The sequence below is a fragment of the Pseudomonas sp. Z2-11 genome (genome assembly GCF_054161305.1).
Window position 1 is genome coordinate 316,707 of record NZ_CP096395.1, and the last position, 16,484, is coordinate 333,190.

Below are 16,484 nucleotides of genomic sequence, written 5' to 3' on the forward strand. Positions count from 1 at the left end.
AGTCCTAAGACTAAATGCGGCAATCTGCCACGTCTAATCGCTATTACTGATCCTTCAATAGATGACGTCGATCAAGGAATGGTTACTGATTGCTGATAAAGGGCGAAACAGGCCTCCGCCAATGCCGAGCGTGGGGCACCGCGCCGCATGATCAGCCCCAGCGGGACCAGCGTCTGGGCGCTGTCGATGGGCTGGATTCGCAGGTCTTCGGTGAGCTTCAGCCCGCTTTCCAGCGGTACTACGGCGCAACACAGTCCGCCGTGCACAGCTTGTAACAATTGGTGCACCGCGTCGGTTTGCAGCAGCGGTTGGGGTGTCAGCCCCCGGCTGTGGAAGTGATGGTCGATGGATTGGCGAAAATGCATGCCGCTGGTGAGCATGCCCAGGGGCAGCTCCACCAGCGCTTCCCAGCTCAGCGGTTCTTCGCCAAAAAAGAAAAACCGTTGGTCGTATAGCAGGCCCATGCGGGTATGGGCGAAGGGCAGGGCTTCGAAACGTTCGTTGTCCAGACGTTCCAGGTAAGAGATGCCCAGGTCGATCCGGTTGTTCGCCAATTGTTCGAGAATGCGTTCGGAGCTCAGGGACGACAATTCGAAACGCAGGCTGGGATGGTCGGTGTGCAGGCGCTGCATCATCGCCAGCGGGTCGAAATCCGACAGCGGAACCACGCCCAGGCGCAGCGTGCCCACCAGGTTGCCGCGACAGGCCGCCGCTTCAGCCTGTAGTCCGTCGTAGGCCGCCAACACCGTGCGCGCCCAGGCAAGCACCCGCTCACCCGGTGCGGTAAAACCCTCGAAGCGCTGGCCGCGATTGACCAGTGGCAAACCCAGCTCTTCCTCCAGGCTGCGCAGGCGCATCGACAAAGTGGGCTGGGTGATGTGACAGCGGGCTGCAGCCTGGCCGAAGTGGCGGGTTTCTTCGAGCGCGATAAGAAATTTCAGCTGCTTGATGTCCATCTTCGCTCCTGGGCGCGGGAAGATTCGGATTCTAGCGCCTTGACGGTGGCGAGGTCATTGGTCGGCTGGGAAACGGGGTCGGTTGGCTTGGTCTAGTCTTTTGCGTCTGGACATTCAAACCAAGGAGCATGTGCCATGAGTATTTTTAGTTTTGTGAAGGAAGCGGGGGAAAAGCTTATCGATCTGCTGACCCCAGGTAATGCCAATGCCAGTGAGCAATTGAAAGAGCACATCAGCAAAGTCGGGCTGGGTAATCCGAATGTACAGGCGACTGTTGAGGGCGACAAAGTCACCGTTACGGGTGAAGTCGCAAGCCAGGAAGAGAAAGAAAAAATCTTGCTGGCTGTTGGCAACATCGAAGGTGTCGGTAGCGTTGACGACCAGATCACCGTGACGGGGCCGGTGGCAAAGGCTGCGCGTTTCGTGACAGTGAAGAAGGGCGATACGCTCAGCGCCATATCCAAGGCCGAGTATGGCGACGCGAACCAGTACAACAAGATTTTTGAAGCCAACAAGCCGATGCTGTCGCACCCGGACAAGATATATCCGGGGCAGGTATTGCGTATCCCTGAATAGGATTTGAGCTCGGCGGTGTCCTTAATCGCGAGCAGGCTCGCTCCCACAGAGATTACTGGTTCGCCGCGAGCCCAGGTGGGAGCGAGCCTGCTCGCGATGAGGACGGTGCGGTTCAAAGCCCGGCAATCAAATCCCGATAGTCTCTGACGGCATCGAACTCCCCCGTATCCTTCGGCCCCTTGCGACTGTCCGGCTCGCTGACCGCCAGCAAATGTGCGATGCCAAAATCCCGGGCGCTGCGCAATACCGGCAGGGTATCGTCGATGAACAGGCTGCGGGCCGGGTCGAAGTCCAGGTCGGCTTGCAGTGCGTCCCAGAATTGCGGGCTTTCCTTGGGAGAGCCGTAGTCGTGGGAGCTGATCAGACGCTCGAAATACGGGGCCAGTTCGATGCGTTCCAGCTTCAGGGACAACGAGTCGCGGTGGGCGTTGGTGATCATCACGACCCGTTTGCCGGCCTGATGGATGGCTGCCAGAAACGTATCGGCGTCCGGGCGCAGGGCGATCAGGTGAGCGGTTTCCAGCTTCAGTTCGCGCACCGGCAGCTGCAGCTCGGCACTCCAGAAATCCAGGCAGTACCACTGCAACTGGCCGGCGTTGCGCTCGAACAGCGGCTGCAGTTCCATCTCCGCCATGGCCCGGCTGACGCCATGCAGTTCGGCATAGCGCTGGGGCAGGTGCTCCAGCCAGAAGTGATTGTCGTAATGCAGGTCCAGCAGGGTGCCGTCCATGTCCAGCAGAACCGTATCGATGTCGTGCCAGGGCAACAACGCCATAAAAACTTCTCCAGCGGTAATCAGATATCCGACGCAAACAATCAGGATAGGCCGGGTATAGTAGCCTGCTATCGCCCAGGGAGCCGTTTATGCGCCAGACACCCACCATACTCGACCGACGGATCGTCGCCACCAGCCGCCTGTTTTGCGTGGAAGAACTGAAACTGCGTTTTTCCAACGGTGTGGAACGCACCTACGAACGCCTGGCGGGCAAGGGCGCAGGTTACGGTGCGGTGATGATCGTGGCGATGCTCGACGCCGACCATGCGGTGCTGGTGGAAGAGTATTGCGGCGGTACCGAGGCCTACGAATGGTCCCTGCCCAAGGGCCTGATCGAGCCGGGTGAAGATGTGCTGGCGGCGGCCGAGCGCGAGCTCAAGGAGGAAGCCGGTTTTGGCGCCCGTCAACTGGAACACCTGACTGAGTTGTCATTGTCTCCCGGCTACATGAGCCAGAAGATTCAGGTGGTGCTGGCGACCGATCTGTACGAAGAGCGTCTGGAAGGCGACGAACCCGAGCCAATGCGTGTGGACAAGGTCAACCTGGGCGAGCTGTCGGCCCTGGCGCAGAATCCTCAATTCACCGAGGGCCGGGCGTTGGCGGCGCTGTACCTGGCCCGCGATCTGCTGACTCAACGCGGAGCCTACCTGCCATGAATTTTCCGCATCCCCTGATGGCCCCGGTTATCGAGCTGGCGCTCACGGCTGGCGACGCGATCCTGCCCTTTTGGCGGGCCGATGTGGAGGTCGTGCGCAAGGCCGACGAATCGCCGGTGACCGCCGCGGACATGGCAGCTCACCATGTGATCGTGGCCGGGCTCAAAGCCCTGGCGCCGGATATCCCGATCCTTTCCGAAGAGGATGCCGATATTGCGCAAAGCGTCCGCGCCGGCTGGCAACGCTGGTGGCTGGTGGATCCGCTGGACGGCACCAAGGAATTCATTTCCGGCAGCGAGGAATTTACCGTGAATATCGCCCTGATCGAGGGCGGGCGAGTGGTGTTCGGTGTAGTGTCGATGCCCACCAACGGTCGTTATTATGCCGGCGGTGCGGACCTGGGTGCGTGGCGCGGCGACAGGGATGCCGAGCCTGCGGCCATTGCGGTGCGTAACGTGCTGGCGCCCGGTGAAGCCTTTACGGTGGTCGCGAGCCGCCGTCATACCAGCCCGGAGCAGGAACGCCTGTTGGCCGGTTTGAGCGAAAGCCTCGGGGCGCTGCAATTGACCAATATCGGCAGTTCTCTGAAGTTCTGCCTGTTGGCTGAAGGTGCGGCGGATTGCTATCCGCGTCTGGCGCCGACGTCGCAGTGGGACACCGCCGCTGCCCAGGGCGTGCTGGAGGGCGCGGGTGGCGAGGTACTCGACCTGCAGGGCCAGCCGTTCTGCTATCCGGCACGGGAATCGTTATTGAATACGTCTTTCCTGGCGCTTCCGGCGAAAGCGCCGTGGCGTGGGAAGTTGCTGGAGCTGGCTCGTTCTTAAAATCTGATCTTTTAGCCCAGAAGCTTTTGTGGCGAGGGAGCTTGCTCCCGCTGGGCCGGTCCGACGCTTCGGGCGAAGCGGCCCCAAAGCGTCTGCTGCGCAGCCGAGCGGGAGCAAGCTCCCTCGCCACGGGTCTATGCGCCAATCAGCGATGCAGCACGTACTGCCCTTCAAACCGCACCGCCACGTCCTCGCTATCCACATTCACCACCTGCGTCTGCAAGGCCAGCCTTGCCCGTCCGTAGCGACGATAAGTGGCCAGGAAACGCGTCCAGGTCTTTTTATCAGGCGCCTCACAGAGGACGGTCGCGTCGCGGGTAACCGGTAGCGGATAACTGATCTGCCCTTCCTGGATCACGATGTGCCCGTCTTCGATGCCTTCCTCGCGCAGCGCCAGGTGCAGCCAGCCCCAGCCACCGAGCACGGCGCCGCAATACAGGCTGCCGCCGAACATGGTGCTCTTGTGGTTGACGTTGGCTGCGATCGGCAGGAACAAGCGTAGCTGCCGGGCTTGCCAGCCGAGCACCTTCAGGCCCATGTCCTGCGTCAGCGGGATGTCCCGGTGCAGGATCGTTTCCAGGTAGTGGCTGTCGCGGTTCATGCAGGCCCTCTTGGCTGAAAGTGAAAGGGTGGAGCTCAATCCGACTCTTCGGTCGGGCCATGGCTGCTGTCGCCGAAGTTCAGCCCGTGTTTGCGCAACTTGTCGTGCAGCGTCTTGCGCGGAATGCCCAGGGCTTCGGCGAGACTGCGTACGGAGCTGTGGGAACGGGCCAGTTCGGCGGCGATCAGGGTTTTTTCAAAGTTCTCCACCTGCTCGCTCAGGCCGCCGCTGATCACATCCACCGCAGCGGGGCCGCTGTCCGGCGCGCTGTTGTCCAACGCCAGTTCCAGGCCCAGGGCAAAACGTTCGGCGGCGTTCTGCAATTCGCGCACGTTACCCGGCCAGCTGTGGCGCAACAGCAGCGCCCGGTGGGGCGGCTGCAGTTCGTGCGGCGGCAGGCCATGGCGGGTGCTGGCTTCGTTGGCAAAGTGCTGGAACAGCATCAGCACATCTTCGCCGCGTTCGCGCAACGGTGGAATGCGCAGCGGCGCGACGTTCAGGCGGTAATACAGGTCGGCGCGAAAACGGCCCTGGTCGGCGGCCTGGCGCAGGTCTTCCTTGGTGGCGGCGATGACGCGGATATCCAGCGGGATCTGCTGGTTGCCCCCCAGCCGTTCCACTACGCGCTCTTGCAGCAGGCGCAGCAGTTTGACCTGTACGTCCAGGCTCATGCTTTCGATTTCATCGAGGAACAATGTGCCGCCATTGGCGAATTCGAACTTGCCGATACGGCGTTTTTGCGCGCCGGTGAAGGCGCCGGGCTCGTGGCCGAACAGTTCGCTTTCCACCACTGACTCAGCCAGGGCGCCGGCGTTGATCGCCACGAAGGGCCCGTTGCGCCGGCTTGAGAGGTCGTGCAGTGCGCGGGCGACCACTTCCTTGCCGGCCCCGGTTTCACCGAGGATCAACACGTCGGCGCGGGTCGCCGCCAAGGCGCCGATCTGCTCGCGCAGGCGCAGCATGGGCGCCGATTGGCCAACCAGGCGGGCGCTGAGTTCATGCCGGTCACTAAGGGCCAGGCGCAGGCTGCGGTTGTCCAGGACCAGGCGACGCAAGGCCAGGGCTCGGCGAACGCTGTCGAGCAGATGATCGCTGGCGAAGGGCTTCTCCAGGAAGTCATAGGCCCCGGCGCGCATTGCCTGGACCGCCAGCGGTACATCGCCGTGGCCGGTGATCAACAGGACCGGCAGCTCCGGATCCTGGGCGTGCAGCTGGTTCAGCAGTTCAAGGCCGTCCATGCCGGGCATGCGAATGTCGCTGACAACCACGCCGGGCCAGTCTCGGGGCAATTGCCCGGCCAGGCCATTGGCCTCGCCCAGGGGCAGGATCTTCAGGCCGGCCAGGTCGAGGGTCTGGCTCAAGGCCTGACGCAGGTGGGGATCGTCGTCGATCAGCACCACCTCAATCTGGTTATCGATGGTCATACACTACGGTCCTCGGACGGTTGCAGGCTCACCCCGGGCGCGCCCGCGCGCAGCTTCAGGGTAATCAGGGCGCCACCTTCCTTGTGATTGGCGAACAACAGCTCGCCGCCGAAGGCGCGCATTAGGGTGTCGCAGATCGCCAGCCCCAGGCCAAGGCCCTGGGTGCGGGTCTTGGTGGTATAAAAAGGCTCGCCGGCCCGGCCCAGGGCTTCCATGCAGAACCCCGGGCCGTTATCGCGTATGTACAGGTTGACGCCGGTTTCCGTTGCCTGGGCACTGAGCCAGAGTCTGCGCGGTGGGCCCTTTTCGGTCAGGGCATCAAGGGCGTTTGCCAGCAGGTTGCCCAGCACTTGGCGCAAGCGTGTTTCGCCGGCCTCGACCCACAAGGTGGCGGCCGGCAGGTCACGGATCAGTTCCACTTCCATACTGCGCCGACGTTTGGCGAGCAGCGCCAAGGCGTCGTCCAACGCCGGTTGCAGGGCGACGCTTTCCGGCGCGTGGCGGTCGCGGCGGGCAAAAGCGCGCAAATGGGCGATGATCGAGGCCATGCGCCCGGTCAGTTCGCTGATCAGCTTGAGATTGCCCCGGGCGTCGTCGGTGCGCTGATGGTCGAGCAGGATCTCGGCGTTTTCCGCGTAGCTTCGAATGGCCGCCAGCGGCTGGTTGAGTTCATGGCTGATGCTCGCCGACATGGTGCCCAGGGCCGACAGTTTGCCGGCCTGCACCAGGTCGTCCTGGGCGCGGACCAGCTCCTGCTGGGCCTGCTCGCGCTCCAGCACTTCCTGGCGCAGGCGCCGGTTGAGGCCTTCCAGGTCACTGGTGCGTTCCGCCACCCGACCTTCCAGCTCATGCCGGGCCTTGGCTTCGAAGGCGATCCGTTCCAGGTAATGGCGCCGGCGCTGCATCATCAACCCGAGCAGCAACATCAAGACCAGCAACGCCGAGCCACCAATGACCACCACCGTGCGCACCGGACGATCGATCAGCGTTCGCGGGGCCAGGATGCTCACGTTCCAGCCAGTCTCTTCGATGACCTGGGTCTGGGTCAGCCAGGCGTTGGCGTCCAGATGAAGCGGCTTCGGATCGCGGGTCGGGTAGGGTTGGACCGCGCTGATTGCCTTGCTCTCTTCGGTGCTCAAAGGGCGGGTTGCGCGGAACCGCCATTCCTGGCGTGAAGTCAGAATGACCACGCCATTATGGTCGGTCACCAGCAATTGCTCAGGGGTCTTGCCCCACAGGCTTTCGGTGTGGTCCAGGTCGACCTTGACCACCAGTACGCCAATGACTTTTTCGCGATCACGTACGGCGGCGGCAAAGAAGTAACCGCGCTTGCCCGACGTGGTGCCCAGGCCGAAGAAGCGTCCAAGACGCCCGGCCATGGCTTCGATGTAGTACGGGCGGAAAGCAAAATTGCGCCCGACGAAACTGTCGTGCTTGTCCCAGTTCGATGCCGCCAGGGTCTTGCCAGTGGCGTCCATCAAGTACATGACTTCAGCGCCAGTCTGGGCGCTGATGTTCTTCAGCAATCGATTGGCATTGCCCTGGGTAACGCCATCATCCGGCGCAGACAGGACTGCGCGCAGGGGCGGCAGCTCGCCAAGAATCTGCGGCAGCACTTCATAGCGGTGCAGGGTGCCCAACAGGTTGGCGACGTAGAGATCGAGTGTCTGGCGATTCTGCCCGGCCAGCTCGCTGCGGTAGTAACGCTCCGCCAGGTGCTCCAGCGGCCACAGCAACGGCGCCAGGCACAGGGCCAGCAATGCCAGGCTGCGCCAACGGGGTCTGCGGGGGAGAGTGGAATTCATGAGCATGATGCGCCTGTGGGAACAGGCGCATTATGCCTAGGACATGCGTCAACGTCTTCGATCAGGCGAAGACGTCTGCCTGTTCCAGGGTCGAAGCCGCCAGGTCCTTGCCGGACAGTTGCGGCTGGATATCCCCCAACTGCCAGTCGATGTCTAGCGCAGGGTCGTTCCACAACAGGCTGCGTTCGGATGTCGGGTCGTAGTAGTTGGTGGTCTTGTACAGGAACTCCGCGAATTCACTCAGGACCACAAAGCCGTGGGCGAACCCTGGTGGCACCCAGAGTTGACGGTGATTGTCGGCGCTGAGGCGTACCGCAACCCATTTGCCGAAATTCGGCGAACTGCGGCGGATGTCCACGGCCACGTCGAGCACTTCACCGGCGGTGACGCGCACGAGTTTGCCCTGGGTGTTCTGCAATTGGTAATGCAGGCCACGCAGCACGCCTTTCAGCGAGCGAGAATGGTTGTCCTGCACGAATTGAGTGTCGATGCCGGTCGCGTCCTTGAATGCCTTGGCGTTGAAGCTTTCATAAAAAAAACCGCGCTCGTCACCAAATACCTTGGGTTCGATGATCAGGACACCGGGCAGGTCGGTGGCGATTACATTCATTGGGTGTCTCCATGGGAATGGCAGCAGCAAGGATGTCCATTCTTGCCCAAAGCAGTGGTCGGCGCGAGCCCCGAGTCAAAGAGGGGGTTGCTTATCCAACGACTCGGTGGCGAGATAGGCATCCAGACAAAACCACCCCAGGGGTCGTTGTATGCCACTCGCCACGTTGGTTCACCGTGCCAGTTTGCCAAGCCCACAGATCCGCGCCGAACAGGCACTGGTACTGCTGCGCTCGAATTACGGACTCAGCGGTGACCTGCGACCCCTTGGCAGTCATCAGGACCTCAACTACCGCGTCGACAGCGAACGCGGGCGGTTCGTGCTGAAAATCTGCCATGGCGACTACGCCGTCCAGGAGCTCCAGGCCCAACATGCCGCGCTCAAGCAGTTGGCCGGGCACCGCGCGGTGAAGGTGCCGCGGGTGATCGAGGCCGCCAATGGCCAGGACCTGCTGACGCTAGAAGTCGACGGGCAAGCGATACACATGCGCCTGCTCGAGTACATCGACGGCCAGTCCCTCACCCAACTCAAGCACCTCACGCCTGATCTGGTGACTGGGCTGGGCCGCCTGTGCGCCGACATGGACCTGGCCTTGGCCACATTCGACCACCCGGGCCTGGAGCGAACCCTGCAATGGGACGCGCGCCACGCGCCAGCCTTGATCGAACACCTGTTGCCTGTCATCGACGATGACCAACGGCGTCAGTTGATCGCCGACGTCGCACAGCAGGCCGAACGGCGCTTGCAGCCGCTCAAGGCCAGCCTGCCGATGCAGGCGATCCACATGGACATCACCGATGACAACGTGGTCTGGCAACGCGATGCGCAGCGCCAATGGCAACTGCAGGGCGTCATCGATTTTGGCGACCTGATCCGCACCTGGCGTGTCACCGATCTGTCGGTCACCTGCGCGGCGCTGTTGCATCATGCCGATGCAGATCCGTTTTTCATCCTGCCGGCGATCAAGGCCTATCACGCGGTCAATCCGTTGCAGCGTGAAGAGCTCCAGGCGCTTTGGCCGTTGATCGTGGCCCGCGCCGCTGTGCTGGTACTTAGCGGAGAGCAACAGGTCGCTGTCGACCCGGATAACCAATATGCTCGCGACAACCTCAGGCATGAATGGGAAATCTTCAACGTCGCCCATTCCGTGCCGCTTGAGTTGATGGAAGCGGCGATCCTTGCCGCCGTGGGCCATAGCCTGCCGCCCGTTGCCAACGAGGGTTTCGCACCGCTGTTGCCGACTTTGGTGGGACGTGATTTCGCCCTGATCGACCTGGGTGTGCTCAGCCCGCATTTCGAGGCGGGCAATTGGGAGCAGCCGGGGATCGACCAGCGCCTGCTGAGCGAAGCCGCCGCCGTGCATGGGTTGGCGGCCAGCCGTTACGGGCAGTATCGGTTGTCCCGCACCCGGCCGGACAGTGCCGAAGAGCCCGATACTTATCCGCTCCATGTGGAACTGCACATTCCTCACGGTACGCCGCTGGAATCGCCCTTCGCCGGGGTGTTGCACAGGGATGCTGACGGCTTGCTGCGGCTCGATGGCCCGCAATTGAGCGTGCGTTTGTGGGGCGTTTCCTCGTCGCTGCAGCCCGGGGCCGCGCTGGCAAAGGGTCAGGTAGTGGGCGAGGTGGCTGGGCCATTGCTGGTCCAGCTGTGCCGGGGCGCGCATCTGGCCCCGCCATTGTTCTGCACACCGTCCCGGGCGCAGGCCTGGCAAGCGCTCTGCCCATCACCCGCGGTGCTGTTGGGGCTGGCTTGCGATGCCGAGCCGGAAATCGATCCGCAGGCGCTGCTGGCCCGTCGCGATGCCAGTTTTGCCCGTTCGCAGAAGCACTACTACATCGACCCGCCGCGCATCGAGCGTGGCTGGCGCAACCACCTGATCGACATGCAGGGCCGCTCGTACCTCGACATGCTCAACAATGTCGCGGTGCTGGGCCATGGCCATCCGCGCATGGCGGCGGTCGCGGCCAGACAGTGGTCGCTGCTTAATACCAACTCGCGTTTTCACTACGCGGCGATCGCCGAGTTTTCCGAACGCCTGCTGGCACTGGCGCCGTCGAACATGGACCGGGTGTTCCTGGTCAACAGCGGCACCGAAGCCAACGACCTGGCGATCCGCCTGGCCTGGGCCTACAGCGGCGGGCGCGACATGCTCAGCGTGCTGGAGGCCTATCACGGTTGGTCGGTGGCGGCCGATGCGGTCTCGACGTCCATTGCCGACAATCCCCAGGCCCTCAGCAGCCGTCCGGACTGGGTGCACCCGGTGACGGCGCCGAGCACCTATCGTGGTGAATTCCGCGGTGTCGACAGTGCGCCGGACTACGTGCGCAGCGTCGAGCACAACCTGGCAAAAATCGCCGAACAGAAACGTCAGCTCGCCGGCTTCATCTGCGAGCCGGTATATGGCAATGCCGGCGGCATCGCGCTGCCACCGGGGTACCTGAAACAGGTCTACGCCTTGGTGCGCGAGCGCGGTGGTGTCTGTATCGCCGACGAGGTGCAAGTCGGCTACGGGCGCATGGGCGAGTTTTTCTGGGGCTTCGAGGAGCAAGGCGTGGTGCCGGACATCATCACCATGGCCAAGGGCATGGGCAACGGTCAGCCGCTGGGGGCCGTCATCACCCGCCGGGAAATCGCCGAGGCGCTGGAAGCCGAGGGGTATTTTTTCTCTTCCGCCGGCGGCAGCCCGGTCAGTTGCCAGGTCGGCATGGCCGTGCTGGACGTCATGGAGGAAGAAAACCTGTGGGAAAACGCCCGGATCGTTGGCGGACATTTCAAGGCCCGCCTGGAAGCGCTGATCGACCAGTATCCATTGGTCGGCGCGGTGCATGGCTCCGGGTTCTACCTGGGCGTGGAGCTGATCCGCAATCGCGACACCCTCGAACCGGCCACCGAGGAAACCACCGCGCTGTGCAATCGCCTGCGGGAGTTGGGCATCTTCATGCAGCCGACTGGTGATTACCTGAACATCCTCAAGATCAAGCCACCGATGGTCACCAGTCGCCAGAGCGTGGACTTCTTCGTCGACATGCTGGCAAAAGCCCTGGAGGAGGGGTTGTAGTTTATCCGGCACAGCACGCTGTTTTCCTGTGGGAGCGAGCCTGCTCGCGAAAGCGGTGGATCAGTCAACGTCAATGTTGAATGTTCCCCCTCTTCGCGAGCAGGCTCGCTCCCACAGGTTTATTGGGTATTAATTCGATTTTTGTCGGTGTTTTGATGACAAATTATCTGCTTTATGGTTTTTCATGCTTCAAATGCCGATTTTTATCGGCTATAAAGGCGCTACTGTCCATCGCCTGGGAGATGATTCATGAGTCGTATCGTTACCGTAGCCGCCACGCAAATGGCCTGTTCCTGGGATCTCGAAGCGAACATCGAGACCGCCGAGAAGCTGGTCCGCCAGGCCGCTGCCCAAGGCGCGCAAGTCATCCTTATCCAGGAATTGTTCGAGACGCCGTACTTCTGCCAGAAGCCGAACCCGGATTATTTGCAGTTGGCGACTCCGGTTGACGAGAACGTCGCCATCAAGCACTTCCAGAAAATCGCCGAAGAACTGCAGGTCGTGTTGCCGATCAGTTTTTTTGAACGGGCCGGGCGTGCGCGTTTCAACAGCATTGCGATCATCGACGCCGACGGTCGCAACCTGGGCATCTACCGCAAGAGCCACATCCCGGACGGTCCTGGCTACCATGAGAAGTATTATTTCAACCCTGGCGATACCGGCTTCAAGGTGTGGAATACCCGCTATGCGAAAATCGGCGTAGGCATCTGTTGGGACCAATGGTTTCCAGAGTGCGCCCGCAGCATGGCGTTGCAAGGTGCGGAAATTCTGTTTTACCCGACCGCCATCGGCAGCGAACCGCACGACAAGACCATTTCATCGCGCGATCATTGGCAGCGTGTACAACAGGGCCATGCCGGCGCCAACCTGATGCCGCTGGTCGCCAGCAATCGCATCGGCAACGAAGAGCAGGATGGCTATGACATCACGTTCTACGGCTCCTCGTTCATCGCCAATCAGTTCGGTGAAAAAGTCCAGGAATTGAACGAGACCGAAGAAGGCTTGCTGGTACACAGCTTCGACCTCGACGAACTGGAACACATTCGCAGTGCCTGGGGCACTTTCCGTGATCGACGCCCGAACCTGTACGGCGTGATCAAAACCCTCGACGGCTCACTGGAGTCCTGAATCATGACAACTTTGCACAGCACTCCGCGCGCGGACGGTTTTCACATGCCTGCCGAGTGGGCGCCCCAGACTCAGGTCTGGATGATCTGGCCCGAGCGCCCGGATAACTGGCGCCTGGGCGGTAAGCCCGCGCAGGCCGCTCATGTGGCGGTTGCCAAGGCCATCGCCCGTTTCGAGCCGGTCACCGTGGCGGTATCCGCCGCCCAATACGAAAACGCTCGGGCGCGGCTCGATGTGCCGAATATCCGCCTGGTGGAGATGTCCAGCGACGACGCCTGGGTCCGGGACACAGGCCCGACGTTCGTGATCAACAACAACGGCGAAGTGCGCGGTGTCGATTGGGACTTCAATTCCTGGGGCGGCTTCGAGGGTGGGCTGTATTCCCCATGGAACCGGGACTCGCTGGTGGCCGGCAAGATTCTCGAAATCGAGCGCAGCCCGCGCTACCGCACCGAGGGCTTCGTCCTCGAAGGTGGTTCGATCCATGTCGATGGCGAAGGCACGTTGATCACCACCGAGGAATGCCTGCTCAACCACAATCGCAACCCGCACCTGAACCGCCAGGAAATCGAGGCGGTGCTCAGTGCCCAATTGGCGGTGGACAAGATCATCTGGCTGCCCGATGGCCTGTTCAATGACGAAACCGACGGCCATGTGGATAACTTTTGCTGCTACGTACGCCCTGGTGAAGTGCTGCTGGCCTGGACCGACGACCCGCAGGACCCGAACTATGCCCGCTGCCACGCGGCGATGGATGTGCTGCAAAACAGCACCGACGCCAAGGGCCGCTCGTTCACGGTGCATAAAATGCCGATTCCCGGGCCGCTGTATGCCACCGAAGAAGAATGCGCCGGCGTGGACGTGGTACACGGCTCACAGGAGCGCAAACCTGGCGAGCGTCTGGCCGGCTCTTACGTGAACTTCCTGATCGTCAATGGCGGCATCATCGCCCCGAGTTTCGACGATCCACTGGACAGCACGGCCAGGCAAATCCTGCAGGACCTGTTTCCCCAGCACGAAGTCATCATGGTGCCTGGGCGAGAGCTGTTACTGGGGGGCGGAAATATCCATTGTCTTACCCAACAGCAACCTGCCGCGCACACAAAATGAGTGGGGACGTAACAGCCCGGTGACTTCAATCGCAGCGGCTCTACACCGGTGCTTTTGGATCCATCCTGGCAAGCCCGCGCCCCCATTGGGGCGCGGGCTTTTTTGTGCGCGGTTCGTCGGCGAGCCGTTTACCTTGGCATAGCTCTTGTATCGACATCCGTGCAGTTCTGGGGAGTGGAGCTGCGTTGTTTTGTCATAAACCTTGGATAAATTGGCCGCTCATCAACCAGGAGAGGGCGCTGGAATGAATATGATAAGCGAGCGCACATGCCATCCCTTGGCCGTAAATGGTGAGTCGCTTCAAGCGTTGGCGCAGTGGTTGAAGTCCAATGGCACGCGTCAGATCAGAGAACCTGATCCGCGCCGGATGATCATCGAGCGCTACCCCGTTGGCCTGTTCAGCGAGGCGGAGCTGGAAGCGTTGTGGGATGTCATGCAGGGATAGAATTCGAAGGATTGATAAAAAGCGCTGGCCGAAAGGCTGGCGCTTTTTTTGTGGGCGTGCTTTTTCGCCTGATTACCGAAGATTCACGAAATTGACACGGACTTCAGGGCGCGACTAGGATTCGCCCCACGCCTGTGGCCAACAGCCATGACTCTTAAATAATAAAAAGGCCCGACACGCTCAATCCGTGGCCGGGCCTTTTCATTATTTCCAGGAGCAAGAGTCCGAAAAAGAGCGCAAAGCGCCATTTCGGTTGCCGGTTACGGTGCGTATCAACCCGTACAAGGAAAATAATCATGTTGAACAAACGCTTTACTTTGCTAGCACTGGGGATTTTGAGCACAACACACGCCATGGCCAGCGATCAGTCCGAGTCCAAGGGGTTCGTCGAAGACAGCAGCCTGAAAGTCCTGTTGCGCAACGCCTACATCAACCGCGACTACAAGGATGGCAACAAGGACAAGGCCGAATGGGGCCAGGCCGCCATCGGTACGTTCTCGTCCGGCTTCACCCAAGGCACCGTGGGCGTCGGCGTGGATGCGTTCGGCTTGTATGCACTGCGTCTGGACGGCGGCAAGGGGCGCACCGGTGCACAAGGCATCGATTTCTTCAAGAAAGGCGACAGCGGCAACGCGGCCGATGATCTCTCCAAATTCGGCGCCGCGGTGAAATTCCGTGTCTCCAACACAGTGCTGGCCTACGGCGACCAGATGCCGGCCCTGCCGGTGTTGAACTACGACAATTCGCGCCTGCTGCCAGAAAGCTACACCGGCACGCTGATCACCTCCAAGGAGATCAAAGGGCTCGAATTGAACGCCGGCCGCTTCACCGCCGAGTCCCGTAAAAGCGCTGAAGGCCGTGACAGCGGTGGCTTGAAATCGATCAACGTACTGGGCGGCAGCTACCAGTTCACCGAGCAATTCAAGGCTTCGCTCTACGCATCCGATGTCGAGGACGTATTGAAGAAGCAATACGTGAACGCCAATTACGTGTTTCCGTTGGCCAAGGACCAATCCCTGACCCTGGACTTCAACGGCTATCGCACCAAGCTGGACGACAGCTATGTTCGCGAAAACGGCGTCACTGGCGACGACAACAAAATCTGGAGCCTGGCGGCAACTTTCGCCACCGGCCCGCACAGCTTCACGCTCGCCCACCAGCGCAGCACCGGCGACAGCAACCTGGGCTACGCCTACGGCGGCTATCAACGTGATCAGAATCGTGTCGGCGACGGTGGCAACACCATCTACCTGGCGAACTCCTATTGGTCCGACTTCAACGCCGAAGACGAACGCAGTTGGCAGCTGGGCTACGGCCTGGACTTCACCACCTTCGGTGTACCGGGCCTGACCTACAACGTGGCCTATGTGCGTGGCGACAACATCACCACCTCCACCAGTGAAGGCGGCACCGAGCGCGAGATCTTCAACCAGTTCAAATACGTGGTCCAGAGCGGCCCGGCCAAGGACCTGAGCGTACGGTTGCGCAGTTCGGTCCTGCGCGTGTCGCAGAAATCCAGTGAGTACAACGTCAGCGGTAATGAGCTGCGGGTGTTTGTGGATTATCCGATTAACGTTTTTTGATGATTCGCACTGTTTGAAACGCGTCTCGACCGGGTTCGGGACGCGCTTCGCCTGACGAAGAATGCCGTTGTCTCCCGGCGAGAGGACGGCGTTTCTTCCCATACCCTTTTTGACAGCATCAGCCTTGTTCCAGGATAAGGTCCTCGAGCAGCGCATCGCGCAGGTTTTCCGAAGCATCCACCCGGCTGACGAAACGGGAAATTTTCTGCTTCAGATTGTTTTCTGACCAAGCGGCGTGAACACCTGGATGCTCTTCTTCCAGCCATTGCAGCAGAAGGCCGACGTGCATGGACCGGTTCTCGTCCGGCAACATGTCGAGCACCTCCTGCGGAATGTCCCACCATGGCCAGTCCCTGACAGCCGGAACTCTCCTTGGACCGATCTCCAAGGCCTTGCCGTTTATCAGGTATCGATCGAACGTCGGCAACATCTGCCCGGCCGCCGCGCCGAGCTTTTCAAGCAGCGGATAAATGAACCGCCCATCCCAGAACCGGAAAAACACCGGGTTCCCGTCCGGCATCCGCACTTGCGTCAAGCTGCGCAGATGCGTCAGTACCTCGCCGGGTTCGCAGTGGGACACGGCCAGCCAGCCCCAATCGAGGGCATCGTTCCCAGCGATCCACGTCAGGAACGCCGAGTCGGGCTCAAGCTTGGTGACATAGGGCATCACAGCTTGCCAGGCAGCGTAGGGGGTGTCGCTCCAGATGGGCAGCAATGGATGAGCGAGAACTGAAGTGCGAAGGGCTTGCAACGCACCGGCTTCGCTCGCCGCGCTGATGATCAGGTACAGGTGTTCGTTTTCCTGCAACGGCTGTTGCGCCAGCCATGTCCTGGGGTCGAGGGGCGTGAACGCCGATGGCGCCATGGGGCTCTCCTTGCCGAAAGGTGGTGTCGGAACCGGGATTTGCCCCGGGGGCCGCACTTCTA

General features: G+C 61.3%; 15 protein-coding genes. 8 read left to right on the forward strand and 7 right to left on the reverse strand.

All coding sequences use genetic code 11. The annotated features are described in order from the left end of the window. Positions 1 to 71 precede the first annotated feature (71 nt). A complete protein-coding gene (locus M1E16_RS01330) occupies positions 72 to 956 on the reverse strand; it encodes a LysR family transcriptional regulator (RefSeq protein ID WP_305497518.1) in 885 nt (294 codons plus the stop codon). Between the two features lie 135 nt (positions 957 to 1,091). On the opposite strand from M1E16_RS01330, the gene lysM reads away from it, so the two are divergent. Further along, on the forward strand, positions 1,092 to 1,532 hold the full coding sequence (lysM, locus tag M1E16_RS01335) for a peptidoglycan-binding protein LysM (protein WP_434696184.1): 441 nt from the start codon (positions 1,092 to 1,094) through the stop codon (positions 1,530 to 1,532). Positions 1,533 to 1,644: 112 nt separating this feature from the next. Here lysM and yrfG read toward each other — a convergent pair whose 3' ends face one another. Next, positions 1,645 to 2,307, reverse strand: a complete 663-nt coding sequence (gene yrfG / locus M1E16_RS01340) for a GMP/IMP nucleotidase (protein WP_458129011.1) — start codon at positions 2,305 to 2,307, stop codon at positions 1,645 to 1,647. A gap of 89 nt (positions 2,308 to 2,396) precedes the next feature. Between yrfG and nudE the strand changes: the two genes are divergently transcribed. Both nudE and cysQ read left to right on the forward strand, forming a co-directional pair. After that, the gene (gene nudE, locus M1E16_RS01345) at positions 2,397 to 2,963 is read left to right on the forward strand and encodes an ADP compounds hydrolase NudE (RefSeq protein WP_305497515.1); all 567 of its coding nucleotides are present in this window, start codon (positions 2,397 to 2,399) and stop codon (positions 2,961 to 2,963) included. After that, entirely contained in the window at positions 2,960 to 3,787 is an 828-nt protein-coding gene (gene cysQ, locus M1E16_RS01350) for a 3'(2'),5'-bisphosphate nucleotidase CysQ (protein ID WP_458129012.1), read from the forward strand. Before nudE ends, cysQ begins: the two co-directional genes overlap by 4 nt. A gap of 145 nt (positions 3,788 to 3,932) precedes the next feature. Here the strand turns inward: cysQ and M1E16_RS01355 are convergent, their stop codons facing one another. The 4 genes from M1E16_RS01355 to rfbC all read right to left on the reverse strand — a co-directional run bounded on the left by M1E16_RS01355 (position 3,933) and on the right by rfbC (position 8,227). Beyond that, positions 3,933 to 4,388, reverse strand: coding sequence for a YiiD C-terminal domain-containing protein (locus M1E16_RS01355; protein WP_458129013.1), 456 nt, complete (start codon positions 4,386 to 4,388; stop codon positions 3,933 to 3,935). A 35-nt stretch (positions 4,389 to 4,423) separates the two neighbouring features. After that, positions 4,424 to 5,812: a sigma-54-dependent transcriptional regulator gene (locus M1E16_RS01360; RefSeq protein ID WP_434696181.1), complete on the reverse strand. Its 1,389-nt coding sequence runs from the start codon at positions 5,810 to 5,812 to the stop codon at positions 4,424 to 4,426. Next, positions 5,809 to 7,617 carry a sensor histidine kinase gene (locus M1E16_RS01365; protein ID WP_434696180.1) on the reverse strand — a complete coding sequence of 603 codons (1,809 nt, stop codon included), beginning with the start codon at positions 7,615 to 7,617 and terminating at the stop codon, positions 5,809 to 5,811. The genes M1E16_RS01360 and M1E16_RS01365 overlap by 4 nt, the downstream gene beginning before the upstream one ends. 61 nt (positions 7,618 to 7,678) lie before the next feature. After that, positions 7,679 to 8,227, reverse strand: a complete 549-nt coding sequence (gene rfbC, locus M1E16_RS01370; protein WP_458129014.1) for a dTDP-4-dehydrorhamnose 3,5-epimerase — start codon at positions 8,225 to 8,227, stop codon at positions 7,679 to 7,681. A 151-nt stretch (positions 8,228 to 8,378) separates the two neighbouring features. Between rfbC and M1E16_RS01375 the strand changes: the two genes are divergently transcribed. The 5 genes from M1E16_RS01375 to M1E16_RS01395 all read left to right on the forward strand — a co-directional run bounded on the left by M1E16_RS01375 (position 8,379) and on the right by M1E16_RS01395 (position 15,557). Further along, positions 8,379 to 11,291 carry an aminotransferase gene (locus M1E16_RS01375; protein WP_458129015.1) on the forward strand — a complete coding sequence of 971 codons (2,913 nt, stop codon included), beginning with the start codon at positions 8,379 to 8,381 and terminating at the stop codon, positions 11,289 to 11,291. A gap of 249 nt (positions 11,292 to 11,540) precedes the next feature. Next, positions 11,541 to 12,419, forward strand: coding sequence for an N-carbamoylputrescine amidase (aguB, locus tag M1E16_RS01380; protein ID WP_458129016.1), 879 nt, complete (start codon positions 11,541 to 11,543; stop codon positions 12,417 to 12,419). A 3-nt stretch (positions 12,420 to 12,422) separates the two neighbouring features. Further along, positions 12,423 to 13,529: an agmatine deiminase gene (gene aguA, locus M1E16_RS01385; protein WP_458129017.1), complete on the forward strand. Its 1,107-nt coding sequence runs from the start codon at positions 12,423 to 12,425 to the stop codon at positions 13,527 to 13,529. A gap of 244 nt (positions 13,530 to 13,773) precedes the next feature. Next, complete coding sequence (locus M1E16_RS01390; protein ID WP_305497506.1) at positions 13,774 to 13,974, forward strand: hypothetical protein; 201 nt, start codon at positions 13,774 to 13,776, stop codon at positions 13,972 to 13,974. Positions 13,975 to 14,270: 296 nt separating this feature from the next. Continuing rightward, on the forward strand, positions 14,271 to 15,557 hold the full coding sequence (locus tag M1E16_RS01395) for an OprD family porin (protein ID WP_305497505.1): 1,287 nt from the start codon (positions 14,271 to 14,273) through the stop codon (positions 15,555 to 15,557). Between the two features lie 118 nt (positions 15,558 to 15,675). Here the strand turns inward: M1E16_RS01395 and M1E16_RS01400 are convergent, their stop codons facing one another. Next, entirely contained in the window at positions 15,676 to 16,422 is a 747-nt protein-coding gene (locus M1E16_RS01400) for a DUF4123 domain-containing protein (protein ID WP_458129018.1), read from the reverse strand. Positions 16,423 to 16,484: the final 62 nt, after the last annotated feature.

Excerpts from the sequence above, each read along its gene's own strand:
- M1E16_RS01330 (WP_305497518.1), bottom strand. The coding sequence starts at position 956 with ATGGACATCAAGCAGCTGAAATTTCTTATCGCGCTCGAAGAAACCCGC.
- M1E16_RS01375 (WP_458129015.1), top strand. The coding sequence starts at position 8,379 with ATGCCACTCGCCACGTTGGTTCACCGTGCCAGTTTGCCAAGCCCACAG.
- M1E16_RS01395 (WP_305497505.1), top strand. The coding sequence starts at position 14,271 with ATGTTGAACAAACGCTTTACTTTGCTAGCACTGGGGATTTTGAGCACA.
- M1E16_RS01365 (WP_434696180.1), bottom strand. The coding sequence starts at position 7,617 with ATGAATTCCACTCTCCCCCGCAGACCCCGTTGGCGCAGCCTGGCATTG.
- M1E16_RS01400 (WP_458129018.1), bottom strand. The coding sequence starts at position 16,422 with ATGGCGCCATCGGCGTTCACGCCCCTCGACCCCAGGACATGGCTGGCG.
- aguA (WP_458129017.1), top strand. The coding sequence starts at position 12,423 with ATGACAACTTTGCACAGCACTCCGCGCGCGGACGGTTTTCACATGCCT.
- M1E16_RS01390 (WP_305497506.1), top strand. The coding sequence starts at position 13,774 with ATGAATATGATAAGCGAGCGCACATGCCATCCCTTGGCCGTAAATGGT.
- nudE (WP_305497515.1), top strand. The coding sequence starts at position 2,397 with ATGCGCCAGACACCCACCATACTCGACCGACGGATCGTCGCCACCAGC.
- M1E16_RS01360 (WP_434696181.1), bottom strand. The coding sequence starts at position 5,812 with ATGACCATCGATAACCAGATTGAGGTGGTGCTGATCGACGACGATCCC.
- yrfG (WP_458129011.1), bottom strand. The coding sequence starts at position 2,307 with ATGGCGTTGTTGCCCTGGCACGACATCGATACGGTTCTGCTGGACATG.
- aguB (WP_458129016.1), top strand. The coding sequence starts at position 11,541 with ATGAGTCGTATCGTTACCGTAGCCGCCACGCAAATGGCCTGTTCCTGG.
- lysM (WP_434696184.1), top strand. The coding sequence starts at position 1,092 with ATGAGTATTTTTAGTTTTGTGAAGGAAGCGGGGGAAAAGCTTATCGAT.
- M1E16_RS01355 (WP_458129013.1), bottom strand. The coding sequence starts at position 4,388 with ATGAACCGCGACAGCCACTACCTGGAAACGATCCTGCACCGGGACATC.
- rfbC (WP_458129014.1), bottom strand. The coding sequence starts at position 8,227 with ATGAATGTAATCGCCACCGACCTGCCCGGTGTCCTGATCATCGAACCC.
- cysQ (WP_458129012.1), top strand. The coding sequence starts at position 2,960 with ATGAATTTTCCGCATCCCCTGATGGCCCCGGTTATCGAGCTGGCGCTC.